This window comes from Bradyrhizobium sp. CCGUVB14 (assembly GCF_024199935.1).
Classification (GTDB): Bacteria; Pseudomonadota; Alphaproteobacteria; order Rhizobiales; family Xanthobacteraceae; genus Bradyrhizobium.
The window spans coordinates 1744172-1763656 of the sequence record NZ_JANADS010000001.1; the positions used below are offsets into that span (position 1 = coordinate 1744172).

At 58.9% G+C, this 19485-nt stretch carries 12 protein-coding genes and 7 pseudogenes; 11 read left to right on the forward strand and 8 right to left on the reverse strand.

The window, feature by feature from the left end:
- Positions 1-63: 63 nt before the first annotated feature.
- Positions 64-424 (reverse strand): annotated as a pseudogene (locus NLM32_RS46255) (ATP-binding protein); the annotation flags it as partial.
- A 157-nt stretch (positions 425-581) separates the two neighbouring features.
- On the opposite strand from NLM32_RS46255, the gene NLM32_RS08120 reads away from it, so the two are divergent.
- Genes NLM32_RS08120 through NLM32_RS08130 form a run of 3 tightly spaced genes read left to right on the forward strand, consistent with a single transcriptional unit; the run spans position 582 to position 3795 of the window.
- Positions 582-1799 carry a tyrosine-type recombinase/integrase gene (locus NLM32_RS08120; RefSeq protein WP_254128637.1) on the forward strand — a complete coding sequence of 406 codons (1218 nt, stop codon included), beginning with the start codon at positions 582-584 and terminating at the stop codon, positions 1797-1799.
- Entirely contained in the window at positions 1796-2773 is a 978-nt protein-coding gene (locus tag NLM32_RS08125) for a tyrosine-type recombinase/integrase (protein WP_254128638.1), read from the forward strand. Before NLM32_RS08120 ends, NLM32_RS08125 begins: the two co-directional genes overlap by 4 nt.
- The gene (locus NLM32_RS08130; RefSeq protein ID WP_254128639.1) at positions 2770-3795 is read left to right on the forward strand and encodes a tyrosine-type recombinase/integrase; all 1026 of its coding nucleotides are present in this window, start codon (positions 2770-2772) and stop codon (positions 3793-3795) included. Before NLM32_RS08125 ends, NLM32_RS08130 begins: the two co-directional genes overlap by 4 nt.
- Positions 3796-3891: 96 nt before the next feature.
- Here the strand turns inward: NLM32_RS08130 and NLM32_RS08135 are convergent.
- Both NLM32_RS08135 and NLM32_RS08140 read right to left on the reverse strand, forming a co-directional pair.
- Positions 3892-4392 (reverse strand): annotated as a pseudogene (locus tag NLM32_RS08135) (ATP-binding protein); the annotation flags it as partial.
- Positions 4393-4403: 11 nt separating this feature from the next.
- A pseudogene (locus tag NLM32_RS08140) lies at positions 4404-5186 on the reverse strand (IS21 family transposase); the annotation flags it as partial.
- A gap of 47 nt (positions 5187-5233) precedes the next feature.
- Between NLM32_RS08140 and NLM32_RS46260 the strand changes: the two are divergent.
- The gene (locus tag NLM32_RS46260; RefSeq protein ID WP_375143536.1) at positions 5234-5419 is read left to right on the forward strand and encodes a DUF5372 family protein; all 186 of its coding nucleotides are present in this window, start codon (positions 5234-5236) and stop codon (positions 5417-5419) included.
- Here NLM32_RS46260 and NLM32_RS08145 read toward each other — a convergent pair.
- Positions 5416-5721 (reverse strand): annotated as a pseudogene (locus NLM32_RS08145) (transposase); the annotation flags it as partial. The gene NLM32_RS46260 and the pseudogene NLM32_RS08145 overlap by 4 nt on opposite strands.
- Before the next feature lie 98 nt (positions 5722-5819).
- Here NLM32_RS08145 and NLM32_RS08150 point away from each other — a divergent pair.
- Positions 5820-6938, forward strand: a complete 1119-nt coding sequence (locus NLM32_RS08150) for an IS110 family transposase (RefSeq protein WP_254128640.1) — start codon at positions 5820-5822, stop codon at positions 6936-6938.
- 320 nt (positions 6939-7258) lie between these two features.
- Here the strand turns inward: NLM32_RS08150 and NLM32_RS08155 are convergent.
- The 3 genes and pseudogenes from NLM32_RS08155 to NLM32_RS08165 all read right to left on the reverse strand — a co-directional run.
- A pseudogene (locus NLM32_RS08155) lies at positions 7259-7678 on the reverse strand (transposase); the annotation flags it as partial.
- A gap of 205 nt (positions 7679-7883) precedes the next feature.
- Complete coding sequence (locus tag NLM32_RS08160) at positions 7884-9248, reverse strand: MATE family efflux transporter (RefSeq protein WP_254128641.1); 1365 nt, start codon at positions 9246-9248, stop codon at positions 7884-7886.
- Positions 9241-10677, reverse strand: coding sequence for a condensation domain-containing protein (locus NLM32_RS08165; RefSeq protein ID WP_254128642.1), 1437 nt, complete (start codon positions 10675-10677; stop codon positions 9241-9243). Before NLM32_RS08165 ends, NLM32_RS08160 begins: the two co-directional genes overlap by 8 nt.
- A gap of 381 nt (positions 10678-11058) precedes the next feature.
- Between NLM32_RS08165 and NLM32_RS45990 the strand changes: the two are divergent.
- A pseudogene (locus NLM32_RS45990) lies at positions 11059-11914 on the forward strand (tyrosine-type recombinase/integrase).
- Between the two features lie 21 nt (positions 11915-11935).
- Positions 11936-12796, forward strand: a pseudogene (locus tag NLM32_RS08180) (IS91 family transposase); the annotation flags it as partial.
- Between the two features lie 70 nt (positions 12797-12866).
- Here the strand turns inward: NLM32_RS08180 and NLM32_RS08185 are convergent.
- A protein-coding gene (locus tag NLM32_RS08185; RefSeq protein ID WP_375143537.1) for an IS3 family transposase occupies positions 12867-14095 on the reverse strand; the annotation gives its coding sequence in 2 pieces (ribosomal slippage) (positions 12867-13813 and positions 13813-14095; 1230 coding nt in all).
- A 132-nt stretch (positions 14096-14227) separates the two neighbouring features.
- Here NLM32_RS08185 and NLM32_RS46265 point away from each other — a divergent pair.
- The 4 genes from NLM32_RS46265 (at position 14228) to NLM32_RS08205 (ending at position 19140) form a co-directional block, all read left to right on the forward strand.
- Complete coding sequence (locus NLM32_RS46265) at positions 14228-14548, forward strand: transposase (protein ID WP_375143538.1); 321 nt, start codon at positions 14228-14230, stop codon at positions 14546-14548.
- Between the two features lie 937 nt (positions 14549-15485).
- Positions 15486-15797 (forward strand): transposase, encoded by a 312-nt coding sequence (locus NLM32_RS46270; RefSeq protein ID WP_375143539.1) that lies wholly within the window; start codon positions 15486-15488, stop codon positions 15795-15797.
- A 476-nt stretch (positions 15798-16273) separates the two neighbouring features.
- On the forward strand, positions 16274-17917 hold the full coding sequence (locus NLM32_RS08200) for a class I adenylate-forming enzyme family protein (protein ID WP_254128645.1): 1644 nt from the start codon (positions 16274-16276) through the stop codon (positions 17915-17917).
- Positions 17918-18450: 533 nt separating this feature from the next.
- Complete coding sequence (locus tag NLM32_RS08205; RefSeq protein ID WP_254128646.1) at positions 18451-19140, forward strand: hypothetical protein; 690 nt, start codon at positions 18451-18453, stop codon at positions 19138-19140.
- Positions 19141-19485 lie beyond the last annotated feature (345 nt).

A 19485-nucleotide genomic window follows, 5' to 3' on the forward strand; every position in this document is an offset into this window, starting at 1 on the left:
TCCACTAACGCGAAACAACGCCAGCAGGAAGCCCGGTGTAGCCAAGAATACGTCGATTCGCTGTCAATCGGCTTGCAAATTTGACCCCATCGGCGTCCAATTTTGACCCCTTCGTGCGGCGGGCTTTGCTGGTAGCGCTCGTCTCGTCGGAGCTGGCCGGGATAGCGGAGGCGAGACGAGCGCGAGTGGTGTGATCGTCGTCTCGGCTCTTGAACCGCCAGCTATCGTTGCCGGTCTCGACAATGTCGCAGTGATGGGTCAATCGGTCGAGCAGCGCGGTGGTCATGCCGATCAGCGCGTGCCACTGATCGACGGGGAGCTGGCTGGTGACGATGGTGGAGCGGCGGCCGTAGCGGTCCTCCAGGATCTCCAGGAGGTCGTGGCGGGCCGCGGCATCGAGCGGCTCGAGGCCCCAGTCGTCAAGTCACGTTGAGCTCAACGTGACTTGACTTATGTGCAGCGCGCAGTGATGTGAAGGTGATGTTGATTTCCCCGTTGTTCACAGCCTCTTCAACCGCTTCAACTCAACATAACTGACAGCGGTAGCGTGGGTTCTCCCAACCACCCAAAAGGGGGCAACCATGCTCGAACACTTATTCCGGAAGGTTCACGCGTGTTACACGGGATCGCCCAACGGCGCTTTGTTGGAAGATTTCGCTACTTGGCTCATCTCGGCCGGGTACGCCCGACCTACAGCCCGCCGCCACATACGAGGACTGAAGGAAGTCCTCGACCAGATGAGTTCAGCGCGGCTTGATTGGGATGCCGGCGTTTCAGGAAGTGTCTTGTCGCAAGCATTTGCCTCCGCGTCGTTACAAGGCACCCGACGCACCGCTGAACGGTTTCTCACCGCGAGGAGGCTGCTCTTCAGGGAACCAGCACCAGACCCGCTCTCAGCGCTTCTTGATCGCTACAGGCGGCACCTATCGGAGGTGCGTGGCCTTACCAGCGCGACCATAGAACAGCACATCGCAACGACGAAGAGTTTGCTCGCGTGCACTTTGCCAGCTGACGCCCCGCTGCATGCGTTATCAGCAGTTGCAGTCGAGCGGTTCGTAATGACCCAAGCGCGGCTGGTTAAACGACAGACCCTACAGCACGTTGTCGCTCGCCTTCGCGCTTTTCTTCGATTTTGCTTCGACCAGGGCGAAGTACGAGAGCGGCTCGACGTAATTGACGCGCCGCGTGTCTATCGGGATGAGCTACCGCCTCGAGCCCTGGCATGGCCGCTTGTCCAGAAGCTGCTGCGCTCCATCAACCGATCGAGCCGGCTTGGCTGGCGAGACTATGCGATCCTCCATTTGATGGCGCATTACGGCCTGCGCCCCTCGGAGATCATCACACTGAAGCTTGTCTCCATCGACTGGGAGAACAGGACGCTCCACGTCAAGCAGCGCAAAACGAGATCAGACCTGATCCTTCCCCTGGCCGAACAAACGATGCGGGTTCTCAGACATTATCTTCGCTGCGGGCGGCCCGGCGGGGCGCACCCCGAACTATTTCTCCGCGCAAGCACCCCGGTAGGTCCCCTCACGCACTACGCCATCGGCGATCTCTATCACAAGCGCGCGCGTGAGAGCGGGCTGCCGCTCCAAGGTACGTCCTCCTATTGTCTGCGCCATTCATTTGCGATGCGTCTGCTTGATCGCGGGGTCGGCGTGAAGGTGATCGGCGATCTACTGGGTCATCGTACTCTGGAGAGCACCTGTGTCTATCTCCGGCTGCAGACCGGAGCCCTGCGAGAGGTCGCGCTTCCGCTGCCGACGGCGACCACCGGCATCGAGGAGAACGCCAGATGAGTCCGACATTACAGAGCAGCGTGTTCCACCAGTTGGCCGACCAATATTTGCAGAGGCAACGTTCACTCGGCCGCGCCTATGTCCATGAAGGGAGCACAATCGACGCTCTGCGTCGGTTTCTTGAGAAGAACAGCTGTGCCGACCTCGACCAAGTAAGCTTCGAGGCATGGTGCGCGTCACAAGGTCATCTCTCGGCCAACACACGGCGCAACCGCCAGTGCATCGTGCGCAACTTTTGCCTCTATCGTCAACGGAGCGAGCCCACTTGCTTCGTTCCGGATATCAACCGCCTCCCACATCGGAGGCCGCATGCCCCGCCGGTCATTTTTGGGGCAGCCGAGGTCGCCAGGATGTTGGCCAAGGCCGATCGTTTGACGCCGACTTCAACTTCACCGCTTCGGCCTGCCGTGATGCGGCTCGCCGTGGTCCTACTCTACACGGCAGGCCTCCGTCGGGGCGAACTGGTGCGCCTCACACTGGCCGACATCGATCCCCGCCAGGGCATTTTGCACATTCGTGCGTCGAAGTTCCACAAGCCGCGGGCCATCCCGTTGTCGCCGGATGCCTCTCGGGAGCTAAGGTTGTATCTTAGGGAGCGGCTTCGACCACCCCTGAGCCGTTCGGCGGATTCACCCTTGCTTTGCAACACCAAGGGGCGCCTGCGCGGCTACACAGGTACCGGTCTGCGGGACGGAGTCCAAACGCTGTTCCAAGCAGCCAATGTTCGCGGTCCCGACGGGCGACTCCCGCGCGTGCATGACTTTCGTCACAGCTTCGCGGTCGGATCGCTATTGCGATGGTACCAGCAAGGGGCTGATGTTCAATCCAATCTGCCGAAGCTCGCGATGTACATGGGGCACGTCTCAATTGTTTCGACTGCCTATTACCTGCGCTGGATTCCGCAACTCGCCGCTGCCGCTAGCCATCGGCTCGAGGCGCATTTCGGTCACCTCATTACCGGAGATGCCGCATGAGATCCCAAAGGCCCAACCAACTCGGCAAGAGCATCGAGCGGTTCTTTCGGCAGTATCTGCCGACCCTCCGCGGTACCAGCCAACACACGATGCGCAATTACCGGGATGCGATCATTCTGTTCTTGCGTTTTGCTTCGTCGCAAACAACGAAGGCAATCGAGGATCTCGACCTTGCCGATTTCACCGCCCAGCAGGTCCGAGACTTCCTGGCCTTTCTTGAGGCAGAGCGTCACAATGGCGTCGCCACCCGCAATGCTCGGCTGGCGGCGCTGCATACGTTTGCCCGCTTTCTTGCTACCGAGCAGCCTGACCATTTGGCCGAGCTGCAGCGCGTGCTCGGCGTGCCGTTCAAACGCGGCGCGCGTAGCCAGCCGATCGAATACCTTGAGCCGCTGGAAGTCGACGCGCTGCTCAAATCGATCGATCGCTCCACGCCGTCGGGTAAGCGGGACTATGCGTTGTTCGCACTGATGCTCAACACGGGTGCTCGCGTTCAGGAGATACTTGATCTGAGGCTGTGCGACATACGCACCGATCCTCCTCATCAAGTCCGGCTGCACGGCAAGGGCGGCAAAACTCGATTGTGTCCAATTTGGCCGCAAACTGCACGGCTTCTGCAAGACCTCTCGAACAGTGCTGCTCACTCGGGAGGCTGCGACTCTCCGCTGTTCGTAAACCGCCAGGGCCACAAGTTGACCCGTTTTGGCGTTCGTTACCTGCTTAAGAAGCACATCACAGCCGGAGCCAGCGCAACCCGCACGCTGCAGGAGAAGCGGATCCATCCCCATTCCTTGCGGCATACGACCGCCATCTTTCTTCTGAAGGCGGGCGTCGATTTCGCGACCATTAGCCAATGGCTCGGGCATTCGTCGCTAAACACGACCATGACCTATGCCAGGGCGGACATCGATCTAAAACGCCAGGCGCTTATGCAGGTGTTCCCTGACATCCTCGTGTCGCCTCGTGGCGGGCACGTCTCTTCGCCGACGATCAACATCGTTGATTGGCTGAAGAGGCTATGACCTACGGGGTAAATTATGTGGAGGTGGGGGCTGTCAAAGGCCGGACCAGTGCCGATTATCGACCCTCAACTCCACATCACTGCGCACTGCACATAAGTCGAGGATGAGCAGATCGACGCGACCGAGCGCGCGCAGCAGACGGGGGTGGCGTCCGTCGCCGCGCGCCAGAGCGAGTTCGGTGAACAGTCGCGGCACGCGCTGATAGAGCACCGAGCGATTGTCGCGGCAGGCCTTGTTGCCGAGCGCTGACGCAAGCCAACTCTTGCCGACGCCGGACGGTCCGCAGATCAGCAGGTTGGCGTGGTCGTCGATCCATTGGCCTTCGACCAGCATCGTCAGCAGGCTGCGGTCGAGGCCGCGCGGAGCGCGGTAGTCGATGTCCTCGATGCAGGCCTGCTGGCGCAGCTTGGCGTATTGCAGCCGCTTCGACAGCCGTTTGTCGCGTCGCAGCGAGGCTTCGCGTTCGAGCAGAAGCGCAAGCCATTCGGCGTGGCCGAGGCTGGCGGCCTCGCCGCCGGCTTCGATGTCGGCGAAGGCCTTGGCCATGCCGTGAAGGCCGAGCGCGTGGAGTTGATCGAGGGTCGGATGCGTGAGCAAGACGTGATCTCCTAATTGTAGTAGCGCGGCCCGCGGATGTTGGGATGAAGGATCGGCGCGTCGTCCGCGGAGCGCTTGGGTGAAGGACGCCGATCGAGGTTGTTGGCGAGGATCGATTTGACCGAGCCGTAGGTGCGCGCGCCGATATCGATCGCCCGCGTGGCGGCGGCATCGAGCCGCTCGTTCCCGTAGGATCGGGCGAGCCGGATGATGCCGAGACAGGCGCGGAAGCCCTGCTCGGGATGTGTGCGTTCATCCAGGATCAGGTCGCACAGCGCGGCGGTGGCCAGCCCGATCGCGGCGGCATCCTTGCGGATGCGCTCGATGGTCCAGCCGGCGTAGCGCCGATGGCTGGAGGCCATGTGCTCCGGGACCGTGGTGTGCTTGTGGTTGCCGCTCATGCGCTGATGGGCGGCGATCCGCTCACCCTTGTGGAAAATCTCGACGGTGCGGGCGGTGAAGCGCGCCTCGACTTCGGCGCGGACGAAGCGATGCGGGACGCTGTAGTAATGCGCCTCGACCTCGACGTGATAGTCGATGCTGACCCGGCAGATCCGCCATTCGGCGAACACGTAAGGGCTCTCCGGCAAGGTCTTGAGCGCCGGCCGGTCGATCTCCTCCAATAGCTTGCGGCGGGTCACGCCGAGCCGCCGGATCGGCCGCTCCTCGTTGAGGCGGGTCAGCAGTTCGGCGAGCGCGGCGTTGATCTCGGCGAGGCTGTGGAAGACGCGGTGGCGCAGGCGCCCGAGCAGCCAGCGTTCGACCATGAGAACCGCTTGCTCGACTTTCGCCTTGGCAAAAGTTGTCGATTGCAGGTCATGCGGGTACGACCCAGCAAAAGGTGCGGATCACGCATCCCTTCCATCCGCTTTGCGGTCGCACGTTCGAACTGATCTGTCGGCGCCGTCATTGGGGCGAAGACCGGGTGGTCTATGAGGGCCAGAACGGTCGACTTTGCACGATCGCGAGCGCCTGGACCGATATCGAGCCACCCGATGGGTTCAGGCTGGTCGCTGCGGGTACATGAGCGCTACTGACCCCAAGCACATAGCCTTTGCCTGCCCGACGTAGTTGCTGTTCGATGTCGCCAACACCGTAGACGGTATCACCGGCAACCCACTTGAATGGTACAGACGCGGCTATCGCGCGTGCGATCATTCTCGTCGCAAGCTTTGGTTTGGTCGCAAAGCCGACATCAGCAGGCACATAGGTGGCTTCCAGACGATCTGGATCGTCGGTCCATTCCTTCGGAAGATACAACGCGCGATCGATGAACGCATGGCCATGACGCGAAACGTAGGCAGCGAAGACGCCGATCTGGCAGACCGTATGTTCGTTGTCCGAGAGGTGGCTCGTCCGCAGTATGCGATGAGCGAGGGTTGCGCCGGGTGAGCCGGCGCCGAGCCTCTCACATAGGAGGACGAGCTGTGCGGCAGGATAGCAAAATCTACGTGGGACTGGATACGTCGAAGCTGAAGATCTCGGTAGCCGTAGCCGAAGCGGGGCGCGATGGCGACGTGCGCTTCATCGGCGAGATCGACAGTGCGCCTGATGCGGTGGAGCGATTGATAACGAAGCTCGCCAAAAGGCACCGGGACCTTGCCTTTTGCTACGAAGCCGGCCCGACCGGCTACGGTCTCCATCGTCAGATCACACGGCTTGGTCACGACTGCATCGTAGTTGCACCATCACTGATCCCGAAGCGGCCTGGAGAACGGGTCAAGACCAACCGCCGTGACGCGCTGACCCTGGCCAAGCTGCATCGTGCAGGAGAGCTGACCGCGGTCTGGGTACCGGATCCGGAGCACGAGGCGGTGCGAGAACTGGTACGTGCCCGGGAAGCCGCGATGGAAGATCTGCGGCGGGCCCGTCAACACTTGCAGTCCTTCCTGCTCCGTCACGGCCGGGTCTTCACCGGCCGTCAAGCGTGGACCAAGGCGCATACACGATGGCTGTGCGAGCAACGCTTCGAGCATCCGGCGCAGTATCTCGTGCTGGCTGAGTATCGCCAAGCGATCGAGGCCGCCGAGATCCGTCTCAAGCGTCTGGACGACCAGGTTGCCGAGGCGGTGAGTACATGGTCCATGGCTCCAGTGATCGCCGCCTACCAAGCGCTACGCGGCGTCGCCTTCCTGACCGCGGTCACCTTCGTCACCGAAATCGGCGACGTGCGCCGCTTCGACAGCCCGCGCCAACTGATGGCGTATCTTGGCCTGGTGCCCTGCGAAAACTCCACGGGAGAACGCATCCGGCGCGGCAGCATCACCAAAGCTGGTAATGGCCGGGCGCGCCGCGTGCTCATTGAGGGCGCCTGGACCTACCGCTTCCCCGCCCGGATGAGCCGCCTACTGCAGGAGCGGCAGGCCGGCCTGACGAAAACGGTGTGCGACATCGCCTGGAAAGCCCAAGTCAGACTCTGCGCTCGCTATCGCAAGCTGATGGCACGCGGCAAACGCCAGGCAGTCGTCACCGTGGCCATCGCCCGGGAAATGGCCGCCTTCCTTTGGGCAATCGGCCAAGAGGTGGAGCCGCACGGCGCAACCTGATCGCTTGCTGAATTTGCTACGCTTCCTTCCACCTCAACACAGGAGAACTCTCAGGAGCGACATCATTGTTGCGCATCGCTGGAGGCAGGGCCCCGGTTGGGGAGCTCTCGCACGAATTGTGTGGCCGACATTGTCGATGCCCGCTGGCAGATCGAGACAGCCCCGGACGAACAAACGGAAATGCGGTATCCAACCCGCGTATCAGAGTCTACAAACCGTCGTCTCAGCGGCTCTGCCTCCTGCGCTGCGTAACAATCATCCAATTGACAACTCCGGCACAAACGGAGATCGCCCCCTCATGCCGATAACCCTGGACAACGAACATCAGAGTTCGTGATCTTCCCTGCCGAACCAGTGTATTGCCGCGCCACTCCGCATGACGCCTTGCCTTGTTTGAGAAAGCCGGTCTCGTCAATCACCAGCACCGCATCGTCATCCGCCAAATGCTCGATGACATAGTCGCGCACGATATCGCGCAGGGCATCGGCGTCCCAATCCCCGCGACCCAGGATCGCCTGCTGGCGCCATGGGCCGGGATCGCCAGCCGCTTCCGCGCGCATCCAACCGGTCTTGCGTTGTTCATCTCCAAGCAAGCCTTCCAGGAACAGGCCGGCATTCGTCGCAACACGCTCTTGCGTGAACAACGGACGAATCCGCTTCTTGATCTCCCGAAGCGACGCCGCCCACAACGCAAGCGTTTCCTCTATCGACGCTGCCCGCGTCCACGATCTCCGAATCATGGTTGCCCATAGATTCAGAAGCGCTCCGAAAAAACAACTGTAATGCTAACTAATCCTCAAGGACGGACTATTCCGCATCTCCAGCCCGGCTCGCGCTCCGGCGCAATCTCGCACAATTTGGCATGATCAGCTGCGCCAAGCAACGGCGACTGGCCAAGGGCAATCTGCCTCTCAAGCGCGACGATCAGCCGCGCTCCCAGGGCGCTCAAGGATCCCGGGCTCCTTGTCTGAGCTCAGCGAACTGGCGGAGCATGACAAACAGCGCAATCATTCCAGCTCCCAGCTCAGCGACGGCTTGGCTAGCCAATACTCCGCTGAAGCCCGATATGCCAGGAAATAGGAGTACAGCTGGTATGAAGAGATACCCCTGCCTGGCGAAAGACACCACCGCGCTGAGGCGCGCTCTTCCCAGCGACTGAAGCATTGTCGTCACGAAACTCTGAATACCGTAAAATCCAAAAAAGAGGTGAAAGACGATGCAGCTCAAGACCGCAATTTCTGTGACATTATCACTGTCGCTGAACAACTTGACCAACGGCCGGGCGAAAGCGACAACGGCTGCGGAATACACAACGGACAACGAAACGGTGATGGAGACCATCAACTTCGCGACCTTCACTACACGGGCAAAGTCGCGCGCGCCCCAACCGAACCCCAAGACTGCTTGAGAGCCGATACAGAAGCCAGTGATAGGCAGCGCGCCGATCGTCAAGATTCTTACAGCTATTCCCACCGCTGCGATGAAATCGTCGCCGAACCGCGCAGTAGCTCCGTACAAGAACATGCCGGCAAGAGCAGCTAAGATACTTGTCGTTGTCGCTGGCGCCCCAATGAGCGCGAGCTGCCGGATGAGATCTACTCGTAACGAGACCTGAGATATGCTGACGAGCACAGTTCCGGTTCGCTTGATGAAATAACCGGTGTAGAAGCTTATAGCGGCTATCTGAGACAGCATCGTTGCCAGGGCTGCGCCCCGCACACCAAGACCTAGTAAGAATATAAAAATAGGATCAAGCGCAGCGTTCAAAATGAAAGCGATCAGCATCGTCCACATACTGAACCGGGTGCTTCCTTCAGCTCTTACGATAAAACCGCTGACAATGGTCAACAGCATCAAAGTGGAGCCTGGCAAGAGAATGGTGGCGTAATCGATCGCGATGGGAAGGATGGTCGGACTTGCCCCGAGTGCGATAAAAACCCATCGTAAGATCGCGAGCAAGGCGACTGTCATGATCAACCCGGCCGGAGCGGCGAGGGCGAGTGCCGTACTAGCACCTCGACTGGCCTCTGCCTCATCACCAGCGCCTAAATGCCGCGATATGAAGGAGGCAGTACCTACGCCGATTCCCTCTCCGATCGCCCCAAGCAGGATAATGATCGGCATAGTCATGCTGACGGCCGCAATCGCCTGTGCACCAAGTGAGCCAACAAAGATAGCATTGAGGGCCTGCTGCAACGCGTTAATCGACAACCCGATAACAGATGGAATGGCAAGCCGCAGAAGAAGCCTCGGGAGCTTTTGGTCCGAGAGATCCACATGCCACGTTAGCGCCGTATTGCCCTCATTCATCGTTCGCACGCGTGAACGCTGAGATTTCGTCGATCGCCTGCGACAGCTCCTGTTGCAAGACCGTGCAAAGATTACGCGCCACCTCATAATCAATCGTGATCGGATCATAAGTTGTGTCGATCTGTCGACGCCTCGATAGATATCCCACCTCGGACCAGAAGAGGTAGACCGCCGCTGCTCGATGCATGTGTTGGCCGATCAAAGGTGGACAAGAATCTGTGTCTAGAAATCGGCGAGCGAAATGGCGCTGGAAACCAGCGCGATAATTCATTCCAATTCTGGGTAGTGGCAGGCGATCGAGCCGACGCCGCAAGGCCGGATCTCGATTTAGGAATTTCATTGCCCGAAAGTCTATTCCCCCACGCGGCAGCATATTGCGCTGCCGGCCTATCAGACGAGCTCGGTCGGAACGCGACTCTCTTCCGGTGACCTTCAATGGAAGCGGAACGAGCTCACTGATAAGGCCAATGATCTGAGATGGATCAAAATTGTCAAACACCCGACCTTGTGCCGAGGTCAGGCTATAAAGCCAGAGCGAATAATTGCCTAACAGGGCTCCACACGCACCGGACAGGGCAGAAAGAAACGCGTCAAAGTCCTGGCAATGCGCTGATCTGGCTGGAATACTAACGAGACCTGCTGTCGCCTCAGCGTCGATCTCAAGATGGTACTTGGCCCGATCTACCCGCGAATGGCCGTCCGCATTCTCTCGACGTCCTCCAAGACTTGCATCGTGAAGCTCTCTTGCGCTTCCTTCGGCAACACTCGTGCCGCTCGCCGACGCGTCGCTGACACGCAGATTGAATTGATCGTAATCAATATCCTTCCAGTACTTGAATTCGTCTGGTGCTTCGCTGTCCGCATAATGCTCCAGGCGCTTCAACCAGGAAGAGAGCCATTTTACGGTCTCAGGGCCATTCACATCATGGCCTGCAGCAAGAGCGTTATATACGCTCTCTAATGCTTCCAGGAATAGCCGATAGCCCATCCCATCCGCTACGAAATGATGCATCAGCACCAGCAGATAATAATCGCCCCTTTCCGAAGTACGGAACGCCGCGACGTGAACAATAGGCGTGTGACCGTCAAAGCTGAACATGTGCTGACGTTTTGCCGAGACGATCTCGATCCTCCTGCGCTGGTCCGGACCGGTCAACCGGACGAGGTCGATCTCCTCCACGATGGGCTCAGTCGGACAAGGCCCAATCCCTAGCCGTAGTCCATATTGGGTTCGGGCAACGCGCAGCCTGATGCCTTCGTGCTTCTCGATGACATGGGCAAGAGCGCGGTCCAGGTTCTTGACGTTCAGGATGCTGCCGCGCAAAAAGATCAGATCGCCAATGTCAAACTGTTCGTCGAAACCGAGAAGAGAATTCCAAAAAGATGTTACCGGGGGCTCAGGCAGCAAGTTCTTCGCGGAAAATAGCATGCGCCTCTCTAAGCTTCATGGGAACACGCATATGTGCATCCGACCTGTCCGTAACCTTATGATCAAGTAGCATGTCTCCCAACACCCAGATCTGGTAGTGAGAATTGACAGTCCTCTTACTCTATAATTGCGCGGCGGCGCGCATTAGTCCGCAGCCTCGATGCTGGCGTATCGAACTGATGGCGTTGGCTGCACGTCGGGAAACGGCGTAGGTTATGGTTGCGCGGGCTAGCACTACTTTGGCAGATTGTTGGTTTTGCCGTTCTTTATAGGATTGAACGAAGCCGCTGCCGCGGCGTGAGGGGCAAGGTGGCGTAGATCGCCTCCTGGCTGAGAGGATGTGGGTGTTGGAGCCCACCCCCCTCAGACAGGAGTATCGAGATGGCCGATTTGAGCCCTCTTCGCCGCCGCATGATCGAAGACATGACCGTCCGCAATCTGTCGCCGGCGACGCAACGATCCTACATCAGCGCGGTTTCGAAGTTCAGCCGCTATTTCGGCAAATCTCCGGATCGGTTGGAGCTGGAAGATGTCCGCGCCTTCCAGGTGCATCTGGTCTCGACCGGCATCTCATGGCCGGCGCTGAACCAGATCGTCTGTGCGCTACGGTTTTTCTACGGCGTGACGCTCGGCGAGGCGCTGATCCCGGAACGCATTCCCTATGCGCGAGAACCGCGCCGGTCGTTCTCAGTGCCGACGAAGTGGTGCAGTTTCTTGAAGCGGTATCGAGCCTGAAGAGCCGCGCCGCGCTCACCACCGCCTATGCGGCCGGGCTCAGGGCCTGCGAAGTCGCGGGACTGCGGATCGAAGACATCGACAGCGCCCGCGGCGTCATCCAGGTGCGCCACGGCAAGGGCGCGAAGGATCGCAACGTGATGCTGTCGCCGCAGCTGCTCGGCATCCTGCGCACCTACTGGCGGCTCGCCCGGCCGCGGCTTTATCTGTTCCCTGGTCGTGACGAAGATCATCCGATCGCGATCAGACCGTGTTGCACGCCGCCTGTCGGTCGGCGGTGAAGGCTGCGGGCCTGACCAAGCGCGTCACGCTGCACACGCTGCGCCACAGCTTCGCGACACATCTTCTCGAGAACGGAACCGATATCCGGATCATTCAGGTCTTGCTCGGGCACAATAATTTGTCGACGACGGCGCGCTACACGCAGGTTGCCACCCATACGATCCGGGCGACGCAGAGCCCGCTCGTCCGCCTGTCGCTGGAAGTGACGCCATCCGGATGACAGCGCGTCGGGATGCGGGTTATGGCTCGCCCCGACGTCCGCCCACCCAGACCCGCCATCGAGATCGCCAATGTCCTGCGCTGGCATGGCGACACCTATCGCCGTGTACATGCCGGTCATCTCGGTCGCGTCGAGCGGCGCGTGATGAGCGCGATCGTGGCGTGCCGGACCGAGGCGCTCGGCGGCCACATGGAGGCTTGCGACGACTGCGGCATGACGCGGATCGCCTATAATTCCTGTCGCAACCGGCACTGTCCGAAGTGTCAGGGGCCAGCCCGGGCCGCGTGGCTCGCCGCGCGTCAAGCCGACCTGCTGCCGGTCCCCTATTTCCACGTCGTTTTCACACTGCCGGCTCCGATCGCCGCGATCGCCTTTCAGAACAAGGCCATCGTTTATGCGATCCTGTTCAAAGCCGCCGCCGAGGCGATGTCGACGCTCGCCGCCAATCCACGCCGGCTCGGTGCCGAGATCGGCGTCGTCGCCGTCCTCCACACCTGGGGGCAGGCGCTGACGCACCATCCCCACGTCCACTGCGTCGTGCCGGGCGGCGGCCTCTCGCCCGATGGCGCGCGCTGGATCGCCAGCCGACCAAACTTCTTCCTGGCCATCAAACCGCTCGCCCGGCTGTTCAGACGCCTGTTCCTCGAACGTCTGACCGCCGCCTTCGACGCTGGCACCCTGAACTTCTTCAGCGATCTCGCATCCCTGGCCGAGCCTGCCGCCTTCGCAGCTCACCTCGTCGCCATGCGGCGCATCAGCTGGGTCGTCTACGCCAAACGGCCGTTCGGCGGCCCCGCGCAGGTGCTGGCCTATCTCGGCCGCTATACCCATCGCGTTGCAATCGCCAACAGCCGGCTCGTCGCCCTTGACGAGGTGAAGTGGACCCTATGCTGAGGACCACTGGGTCTGGCTTTTTAAGTGGAGCTGCTGCCGTTCGTTCTTCCCAGTGACTTTACGCTACTCTTGCCTGCTGCTGTTGTGGCTGTGGGGATGTGGGCAACGCGCAGCGTTGTCCAAGCTTCTCGCTTGCGAGAAGCGTCATATCCACAGCCTGTGCGCCGGTGACACCGGCCCGCCAGACCGCCATCGGCGCGCGGTTTTCCAGCGCCTGATGAGGGCGCTGGAAATTGTAAAATTCGATCCATCGGGCGATTCCGGCCTTGGCCTCGTGGCCATCCGAATAACCCTTGAGATAGATGTCCTCGTATTTGAGCGAGCGCCACAGCCGCTCGATGAACACGTTGTCCATCCAGCGCCCACGACCGTCCATCGAGATCCTGACGCCGGTGGCGGCCAGCGTGCCGGTGAAGGCGGCGCTGGTGAACTGGCTACCCTGGTCGGTATTGAAGATCTCAGGCCGGCCGAAGCGCGCCAAGGCCTCTTCGAGCGCAGACACGCAGAACGATGTGTCCATCGTGTTCGACAGCCGCCAGGCCAGCACCGCACGGCTCGCCCAATCGATGATCGCCACCAGATACAGAAAGCCCTGGCCGATCGGCAGATAGGTGATATCGGCCGCCCACACTTGATTCGGTCGGTCGATCACCATATGGCGCAGGAGATACGGGAAGATCTTGTGTCCCGGCGCCGGCTTTGTGGTTCTGGGCTTTGGTCCCAGCGCCGCGATGCCCATCTTGCGCATCAACCGCTGCACGCGCTTGCGATTGATGCGACAGCCTTCGCTATTGAGCATCGCCGTCATCCGCCGCGAGCCCAAGAACGGCCAGGCCGTGAACAGCTCGTCGATCCGCCGCATCAGCTCAAGGTCGTTGTCATTGGCCGGCCGCGGCGGCCGATACACGCTCGATCGCGCAACGCTCAGCAGTTGGCATTGCCGGCGGATCGATAGACCCGCATGATCGCGCTGAAGCAATCCTCGGCGATCCGGCGCGCTCATCTTCCGGACCTCCTGGCTAAGAAATCCCGCTCGACCGTCAATTGTCCGATCTTGGCGTGGAGCTTCTCGACCTCCAGTTCGTGGGCCGCCTCGCCATCCCGACCAGCGCCCGCGTCGAACGCCCGAACCGCTTGATCCTGAAGCTGTTTCTTCCAGGCATAAATCTGGTTCACATGCACCTGGTAGCGCTGCGCCAGATCCGTCACCGTTGATTGTTCTCGCAGCGCCTCCAAGGCGATCTTTGCCTTCAGCGCCGCATCGATTGTCCGTCTCGTCTTCTTCATGGTCCGCTCCGTTTATCAAAACGGAACGGCATCCGCACCACCTAAGCCGCCGGTCCAAAATCCGGGGTCCACTTCAAGGATCACGTCGCCTTCACCTGGAAGGACTACCGCCAGAACGGCGCGACAAAGATCATGAAGCTCAAGCCCGACGAGTTCATCCGCCGCTTCCTTCTTCACACGCTGCCCGATGGCTTCCATCGCATCCGCCACTTCGGCTTCATGGCCAACGGCCATCGCGCTGCCAAACTCGCCCTTTGCCGCAAACTTCTCGAGCGTGAGCGGACAGCATCAAACGATGGCGAGCCGTCGCCTGTGGATTCGGAAGCCCTGACGTGGGCCGAGGTTCCTGCCTGTCCCGATTGTGGTGGCGTCATGCGCATCATTGAGCGCTTTCGACACAGCTTCAATCGTTCCGGCGCTCCAACCCAATCGTTCCGGTGCGACACATCGTGAGCCAATTCATGCCCTGCACGACGATCATCATTCGTCATTATGATCCCATCGTCTCGATCATCGCAGACGCTGCCGAATCCGTGCGGCCAAACAGCGCGATGAAGATTATTCGATGCTGCGGGCCCTCGACCACGACCGCCTGTAAAATGCTCTCTGTCTCAAGTTGCCGCCATTGCGCAACCAAAACGTCGCCGCGTCAGCTCCGCAGTCTGCCGATAGCAACCCGCGATCTCAAACTATCCCCATAGCCGCACCACCGTGCATGATCTCCCGCGCCTTCGTTCAATCCGGCTTCAATGAGGTCGCGTGATAAGCGCTTGCCGCGCCCTCGCGTGAGCGCGACCTCACAGAACCCTCCAGATTCCCAAATCAGCGTTTTGGTGATTCAAGCTGATAGCTGGGACGGGAGGCCCGCGGGCATGGCGAATCGGCTGTCGATGGATCTACGCGAACGTGTGCTTGCCTGTATTGGAAGCTGGCGGAGATCGGAAGAGTCATCGGATTGATGCCCATCTGACGACGATCATGTCTCGCTTGAGGCGTCGCCCAATATCAACATCGAGGAATTGCGTCATAGCTTGAGCCAACAAGGCTTGCGCTTTGGTTGCGACACGATCCGTTGCTTGTTCGAGCGCCACAAGATCACGCTAAAAGGAGGACCGCTCATACTACAGAGCAGGATCGTCCTGAAGCGGAGCGCGGCCTTGCGCGAGAGCCAGGTCAGCTCGACCGGGGATAGGCTCGTATTCATCAGCGAAACGTGGGCGCCGACCAACATGGCGCGAACGCATGGCCGCTGCCAACGCCTGGAGTCAGACTTCCTCACGGTCACTGGGAAACCAACAACCTTCGTAGCGCTCCTCTAACCACACGCGGCATCATCGCACCTTGGTGCTCGATATCTCATCGACGCGATGCTTTTGACACCTCTCGAAAGGTGATTCTCCCCGAGCCTCCAGACCACGCCGTCGTCATCATGGACAACCTCTCCAGCCACAAAGGGCCACACATACGTGAGATGATCGACGCGGCCGGTGCCGACGATCCTCTACCTTCACCTTACAACCCCGACTTCAGCCCGATCGAGAATGCCTTCGCCAAGCTCAAGGCAAAGTTGCGAAAGGCCTTGGAATGCGCCGTCCGCATCTGGGATGCTGTCGAACGCATCATCGATACCTATACGGCCGCCGAATCCACGAACTACTTCGCCGCGACAGGCGACTTGCAGCCTGATCGCCTAACCTTCTAGCTTCCATCAGTCGGAATGTGAACAGCGCTTCGAACAAAATGTCCTTTGGCCAGATCTCAAGTTCCGTGTGAGCCGCGATAAAAACGCAGGGGTCCTCCAACTCTCGAAGGGTATGACTCGGGGAGGAAAGCGTCGGGATTTCTTGTCGATCGACGGTTCTTGCGCACAGTGTTCGTCGACAAGGGACTCAAGGAAAGTTGGCGAAAAGTGCGATCGTTGACTGCCGGAGAACGTGGCGGCCCACCAAGATAGGTAGTGGCTCGGCTCTCTTTGACGAAATACACACGGAGCGTAAGCGATGAAGCAGTTATTCACGATGACCGAAAGCAGCAAGGGATCTGCGCAATTAATCAGAAGCGTATCATGCTTGAGTGCACAACGATCGCGCCTGCTCGAAAAGGACTGTTTGGGGCTCACCAAGACACCGCGATCCCAGACTGTCTGTTTTTTGAGCCCGTGAACCGAGAGGGCTTCCAATGGAAAACCAGCTGAAAGAGCGCGTCGTCGATGCGTTGCGCAGAATCGAAACGCTAGAAGCCGCTTATGAGACGGTCACAGTTGGACAGCTGATTTCGATGCGGGCAAGAACGCATGGCTCAGCGACAGCAATCGACGTTTTTGAGCGAGATGAGCGAGCTACCTATTCTGAGATGGACCAATGGTCCAGCCGATATGCTCGTGCGTTGCGTTCATTCGGAGTTCGCAAGCACGATCGCATCGGCGTGATGCTGACCAATCGCATCGAGTTCCCCATCTTATGGTTCGCGATCGCCAAGCTCGGTGCGGTGATGGTCCCGATCGACACGCGCTATACGCCGAGGGAAGTCGAATACGTTCTTAGCGATATACGAGCCTCGTTCGCCGTCGTTGACGAGTCCATCATGTCAATGTTTTGGGCGATGAAGCCTTGGCCGCAAGACCTCCCCAAGGAACAAGTTATTCTCGTTGGACAGGCTTCCGACGCGAGTGCCATCACTCTCGAGAGACTGATAAAAGGTGTAAGGGATTGCGAGATTGGGGAAGATATTGAAGCTGACGACCTGTTGGATATTCAATATACGTCCGGGACAACCGGCTTTCCAAAGGGCTGCATGGTGACGCACGACTACTGGGGCGTGAGCTCGTACCAGGCGGCCTGCTTAGACGTACAGCCTTACCAGCGATACCTAGCCCCGCAGTCCTTCTCCTATGTCGATCCCAAACATCACCTCTTGAAGTCGTACAGGCAAGGTGGGACGTTCTACTTGGGTCCGTCATTCAGCCCGAATACCGTGACGCGCTTCATCAGTTGGGTCAAGCAGCACCGGATCGAGTGGACAAACGTTTCAGAGCTGGTGGCGCGCAACGCCGAGGCCGCTGATGAGGACGGAGCGACGTGCCTGAAGGAGTGCCTGACGTGGGGCTGCAGTCCGAATACTGTGCGCAAATTTCGAAATCGTTTTCGAGTTCCAACCCAGGATGCTTATGGGATGACAGAAATCTGGCTTGGTACACAATTACCGAGTGGTCTTAATGAAATGGCCCCATCCGGTTCGGTGGGCATTCGCGCCCCATTTCGGAACCTGAGATTGATGAATGACAATGAGGTTCCCACCCCGGTTGGCGAAGTCGGTGAACTGTGGGTGAGTGGTCGGGCAATTTTCAAAGGCTATTGGAATAAGCCCGAGGCGAATGCAGCTTCGTTCCGTGGCGAATGGTTCAAGACTGGAGACTTGCTACGGCGCGACGATTTAGGTTTTTATTGGCTGATAGGGCGCACGAAGGACATGATCAGACGCTTGGGCGACAACGTCGCTGCGCGAGAGGTAGAGGCCGTCATCCGCGAGATTCCCCAAATTTCTGATGTGGCCGCCGTGCCTGTTCGCGATCCCGACCGCGGAGAGGAGGTCAAAATCTGTGTGGAGTTAAGAAAAGGTCTTACGGCGGACGATTTGCTAGTAGAGCGCATTCTTGAACATGCTCGCGCCTGTCTTGCCGTGTTTAAGGTGCCGCGGTACATCGCCTTTGTTCCGATGCTTCCCAGAACAACCTCAAGCAACAAGGTGCTCAAACGTGAACTGATGGACGTGAACGATCCGCTTGTCGGGGTTTACGACTCCGAAGAGAAACGCTGGCGCTAAAGCCAATTGTTCATCCAAACGTTGTCGCAGGCGTGCAGTTGCCAGTAAATTACGATGCGAGGCGCTGACCCGCAGGCTGCGTTCATGATCATCAATGTCTCAGCTTCCACGCGCGCGCCTACCTCAGTAGAACATGAACGTGCAGAGAATCCTTTGCGAAGTAAATACTCGTACTCCGATACACTCAACGTAACTGGGAGCCGCCGTTAGAGATCAAACTAATGCGGCAGATCGGTCTTAGAAGCATCAGAAAGGACATTAGGAGCTGCCGTTACCGCCTCGAAAACGCCGATCTGCGCAAGGACCGCAGGCTAGGCGCTTGTACTTGCAGAGAAACGCCTGAGTAGGGAATCATCAGCCATTCCAACTATAGACACGATCGATGCTTGCGCCATGAGTAGTGTGATAGCGCGCCAATCATCTCGATACGCAGGATAGGATTGCGCTCGCAATCAGCACCGTCTAGCCTGGCCCCGAGAAGAGAAAAAGCGAACAGTAGGCTACGACAGATCACCATCAAAGTAAGGTGCGCAATGACTAGCATAGTCAATCATTTGGAAGTGTCTCGCTTCCTTCGGCTGTATGATGAGCTGGCGACCCAAACAGGCATTGCGCTTTCGATCGGCTTCGATTTTCATGAATATTGTTCGATCACAGGGACTACTCCGACCAAGCCGCCTACATCTCGACCTTTTCGGCCGCCAGTCAATTCAGGCGATGGATTCTGGATGATGGGCGTTGACAAGGACAATATCGTCGCCGTCTTACAAGCTGTTCGACTGTTTGACATTTCGCGCGGTAACTTTGCAGACGTTCTTGAGGAGGTATTTTATGCCGATGTGAACTCTCACACGCATCCGTCCGACAATTGGACCTGCGTAGCGCCGACCGCGAAAAGGATGAAAGGGAAAGTAGCTTACCATGGGGATGGGTGGGTGCGCAGCGACTACAGAGGACTTGGCATGTCCAAGATTATGGCAGGAGTAGCGTTTGGACTGTCTTTTGCAATGTGGAATCCTGACTTCGTATGTGGACTCGTGCTGCCTCAACTTCTCGATAAGGGCGTCGTTGCGCAATACGGTTACGGGCATCATGAAGCCGGCGGTCTAAGGCTGATGGAGAACAATGTTCTGAAGGAGTATTTGCTGATCTGGCTAAATGGTGAGGAGTTGAGAGGCCTCGTTTGTCGTCGAGGCAAAAGCCAGCTGAGATCAGTACTGTAACATCCGCAGTCGTGCTTCTTACAAGAAGTGCATCAGGGCGAAAAATCCGAAGCGAAGAAGGTGACAAGCACGCGGCCGACTTTAAGGGTGCGTTATAGGCTTCTCGACGAGCAGGCCATCGGGGTCTTGAAAGCAAAGGAGGTCGTTTGCTCGCCGATGATACTGATGGGAGCCGGGATCATCTCTGCCCACAGGGCTAGCAAATTTTGCGCCGGGATGACCAAAGATGCGGCAGACTTCCAAAGTAAGGAGGAAGCCTGCGTACCACATCATAGTCCGTGTGTGTCCGGCGGAGATAACGTCATCTTCTCGACTTTGCTCGGCCTAAAAGCTATTTTTTGGAAG

What these genes read in the sequence shown, in the direction of transcription:
- NLM32_RS08120 (WP_254128637.1), top strand. Translation starts at nt 582, where the DNA reads ATGCTCGAACACTTATTCCGGAAGGTTCACGCGTGTTACACGGGATCG.
- NLM32_RS08125 (WP_254128638.1), top strand. Translation starts at nt 1,796, where the DNA reads ATGAGTCCGACATTACAGAGCAGCGTGTTCCACCAGTTGGCCGACCAA.
- NLM32_RS08130 (WP_254128639.1), top strand. Translation starts at nt 2,770, where the DNA reads ATGAGATCCCAAAGGCCCAACCAACTCGGCAAGAGCATCGAGCGGTTC.
- NLM32_RS08160 (WP_254128641.1), bottom strand. Translation starts at nt 9,248, where the DNA reads ATGAATGAGGGCAATACGGCGCTAACGTGGCATGTGGATCTCTCGGAC.
- NLM32_RS08165 (WP_254128642.1), bottom strand. Translation starts at nt 10,677, where the DNA reads ATGCTATTTTCCGCGAAGAACTTGCTGCCTGAGCCCCCGGTAACATCT.
- NLM32_RS46265 (WP_375143538.1), top strand. Translation starts at nt 14,228, where the DNA reads ATGAAGCTCAAGCCCGACGAGTTCATCCGCCGCTTCCTTCTTCACACG.
- NLM32_RS08200 (WP_254128645.1), top strand. Translation starts at nt 16,274, where the DNA reads ATGGAAAACCAGCTGAAAGAGCGCGTCGTCGATGCGTTGCGCAGAATC.
- NLM32_RS08205 (WP_254128646.1), top strand. Translation starts at nt 18,451, where the DNA reads ATGACTAGCATAGTCAATCATTTGGAAGTGTCTCGCTTCCTTCGGCTG.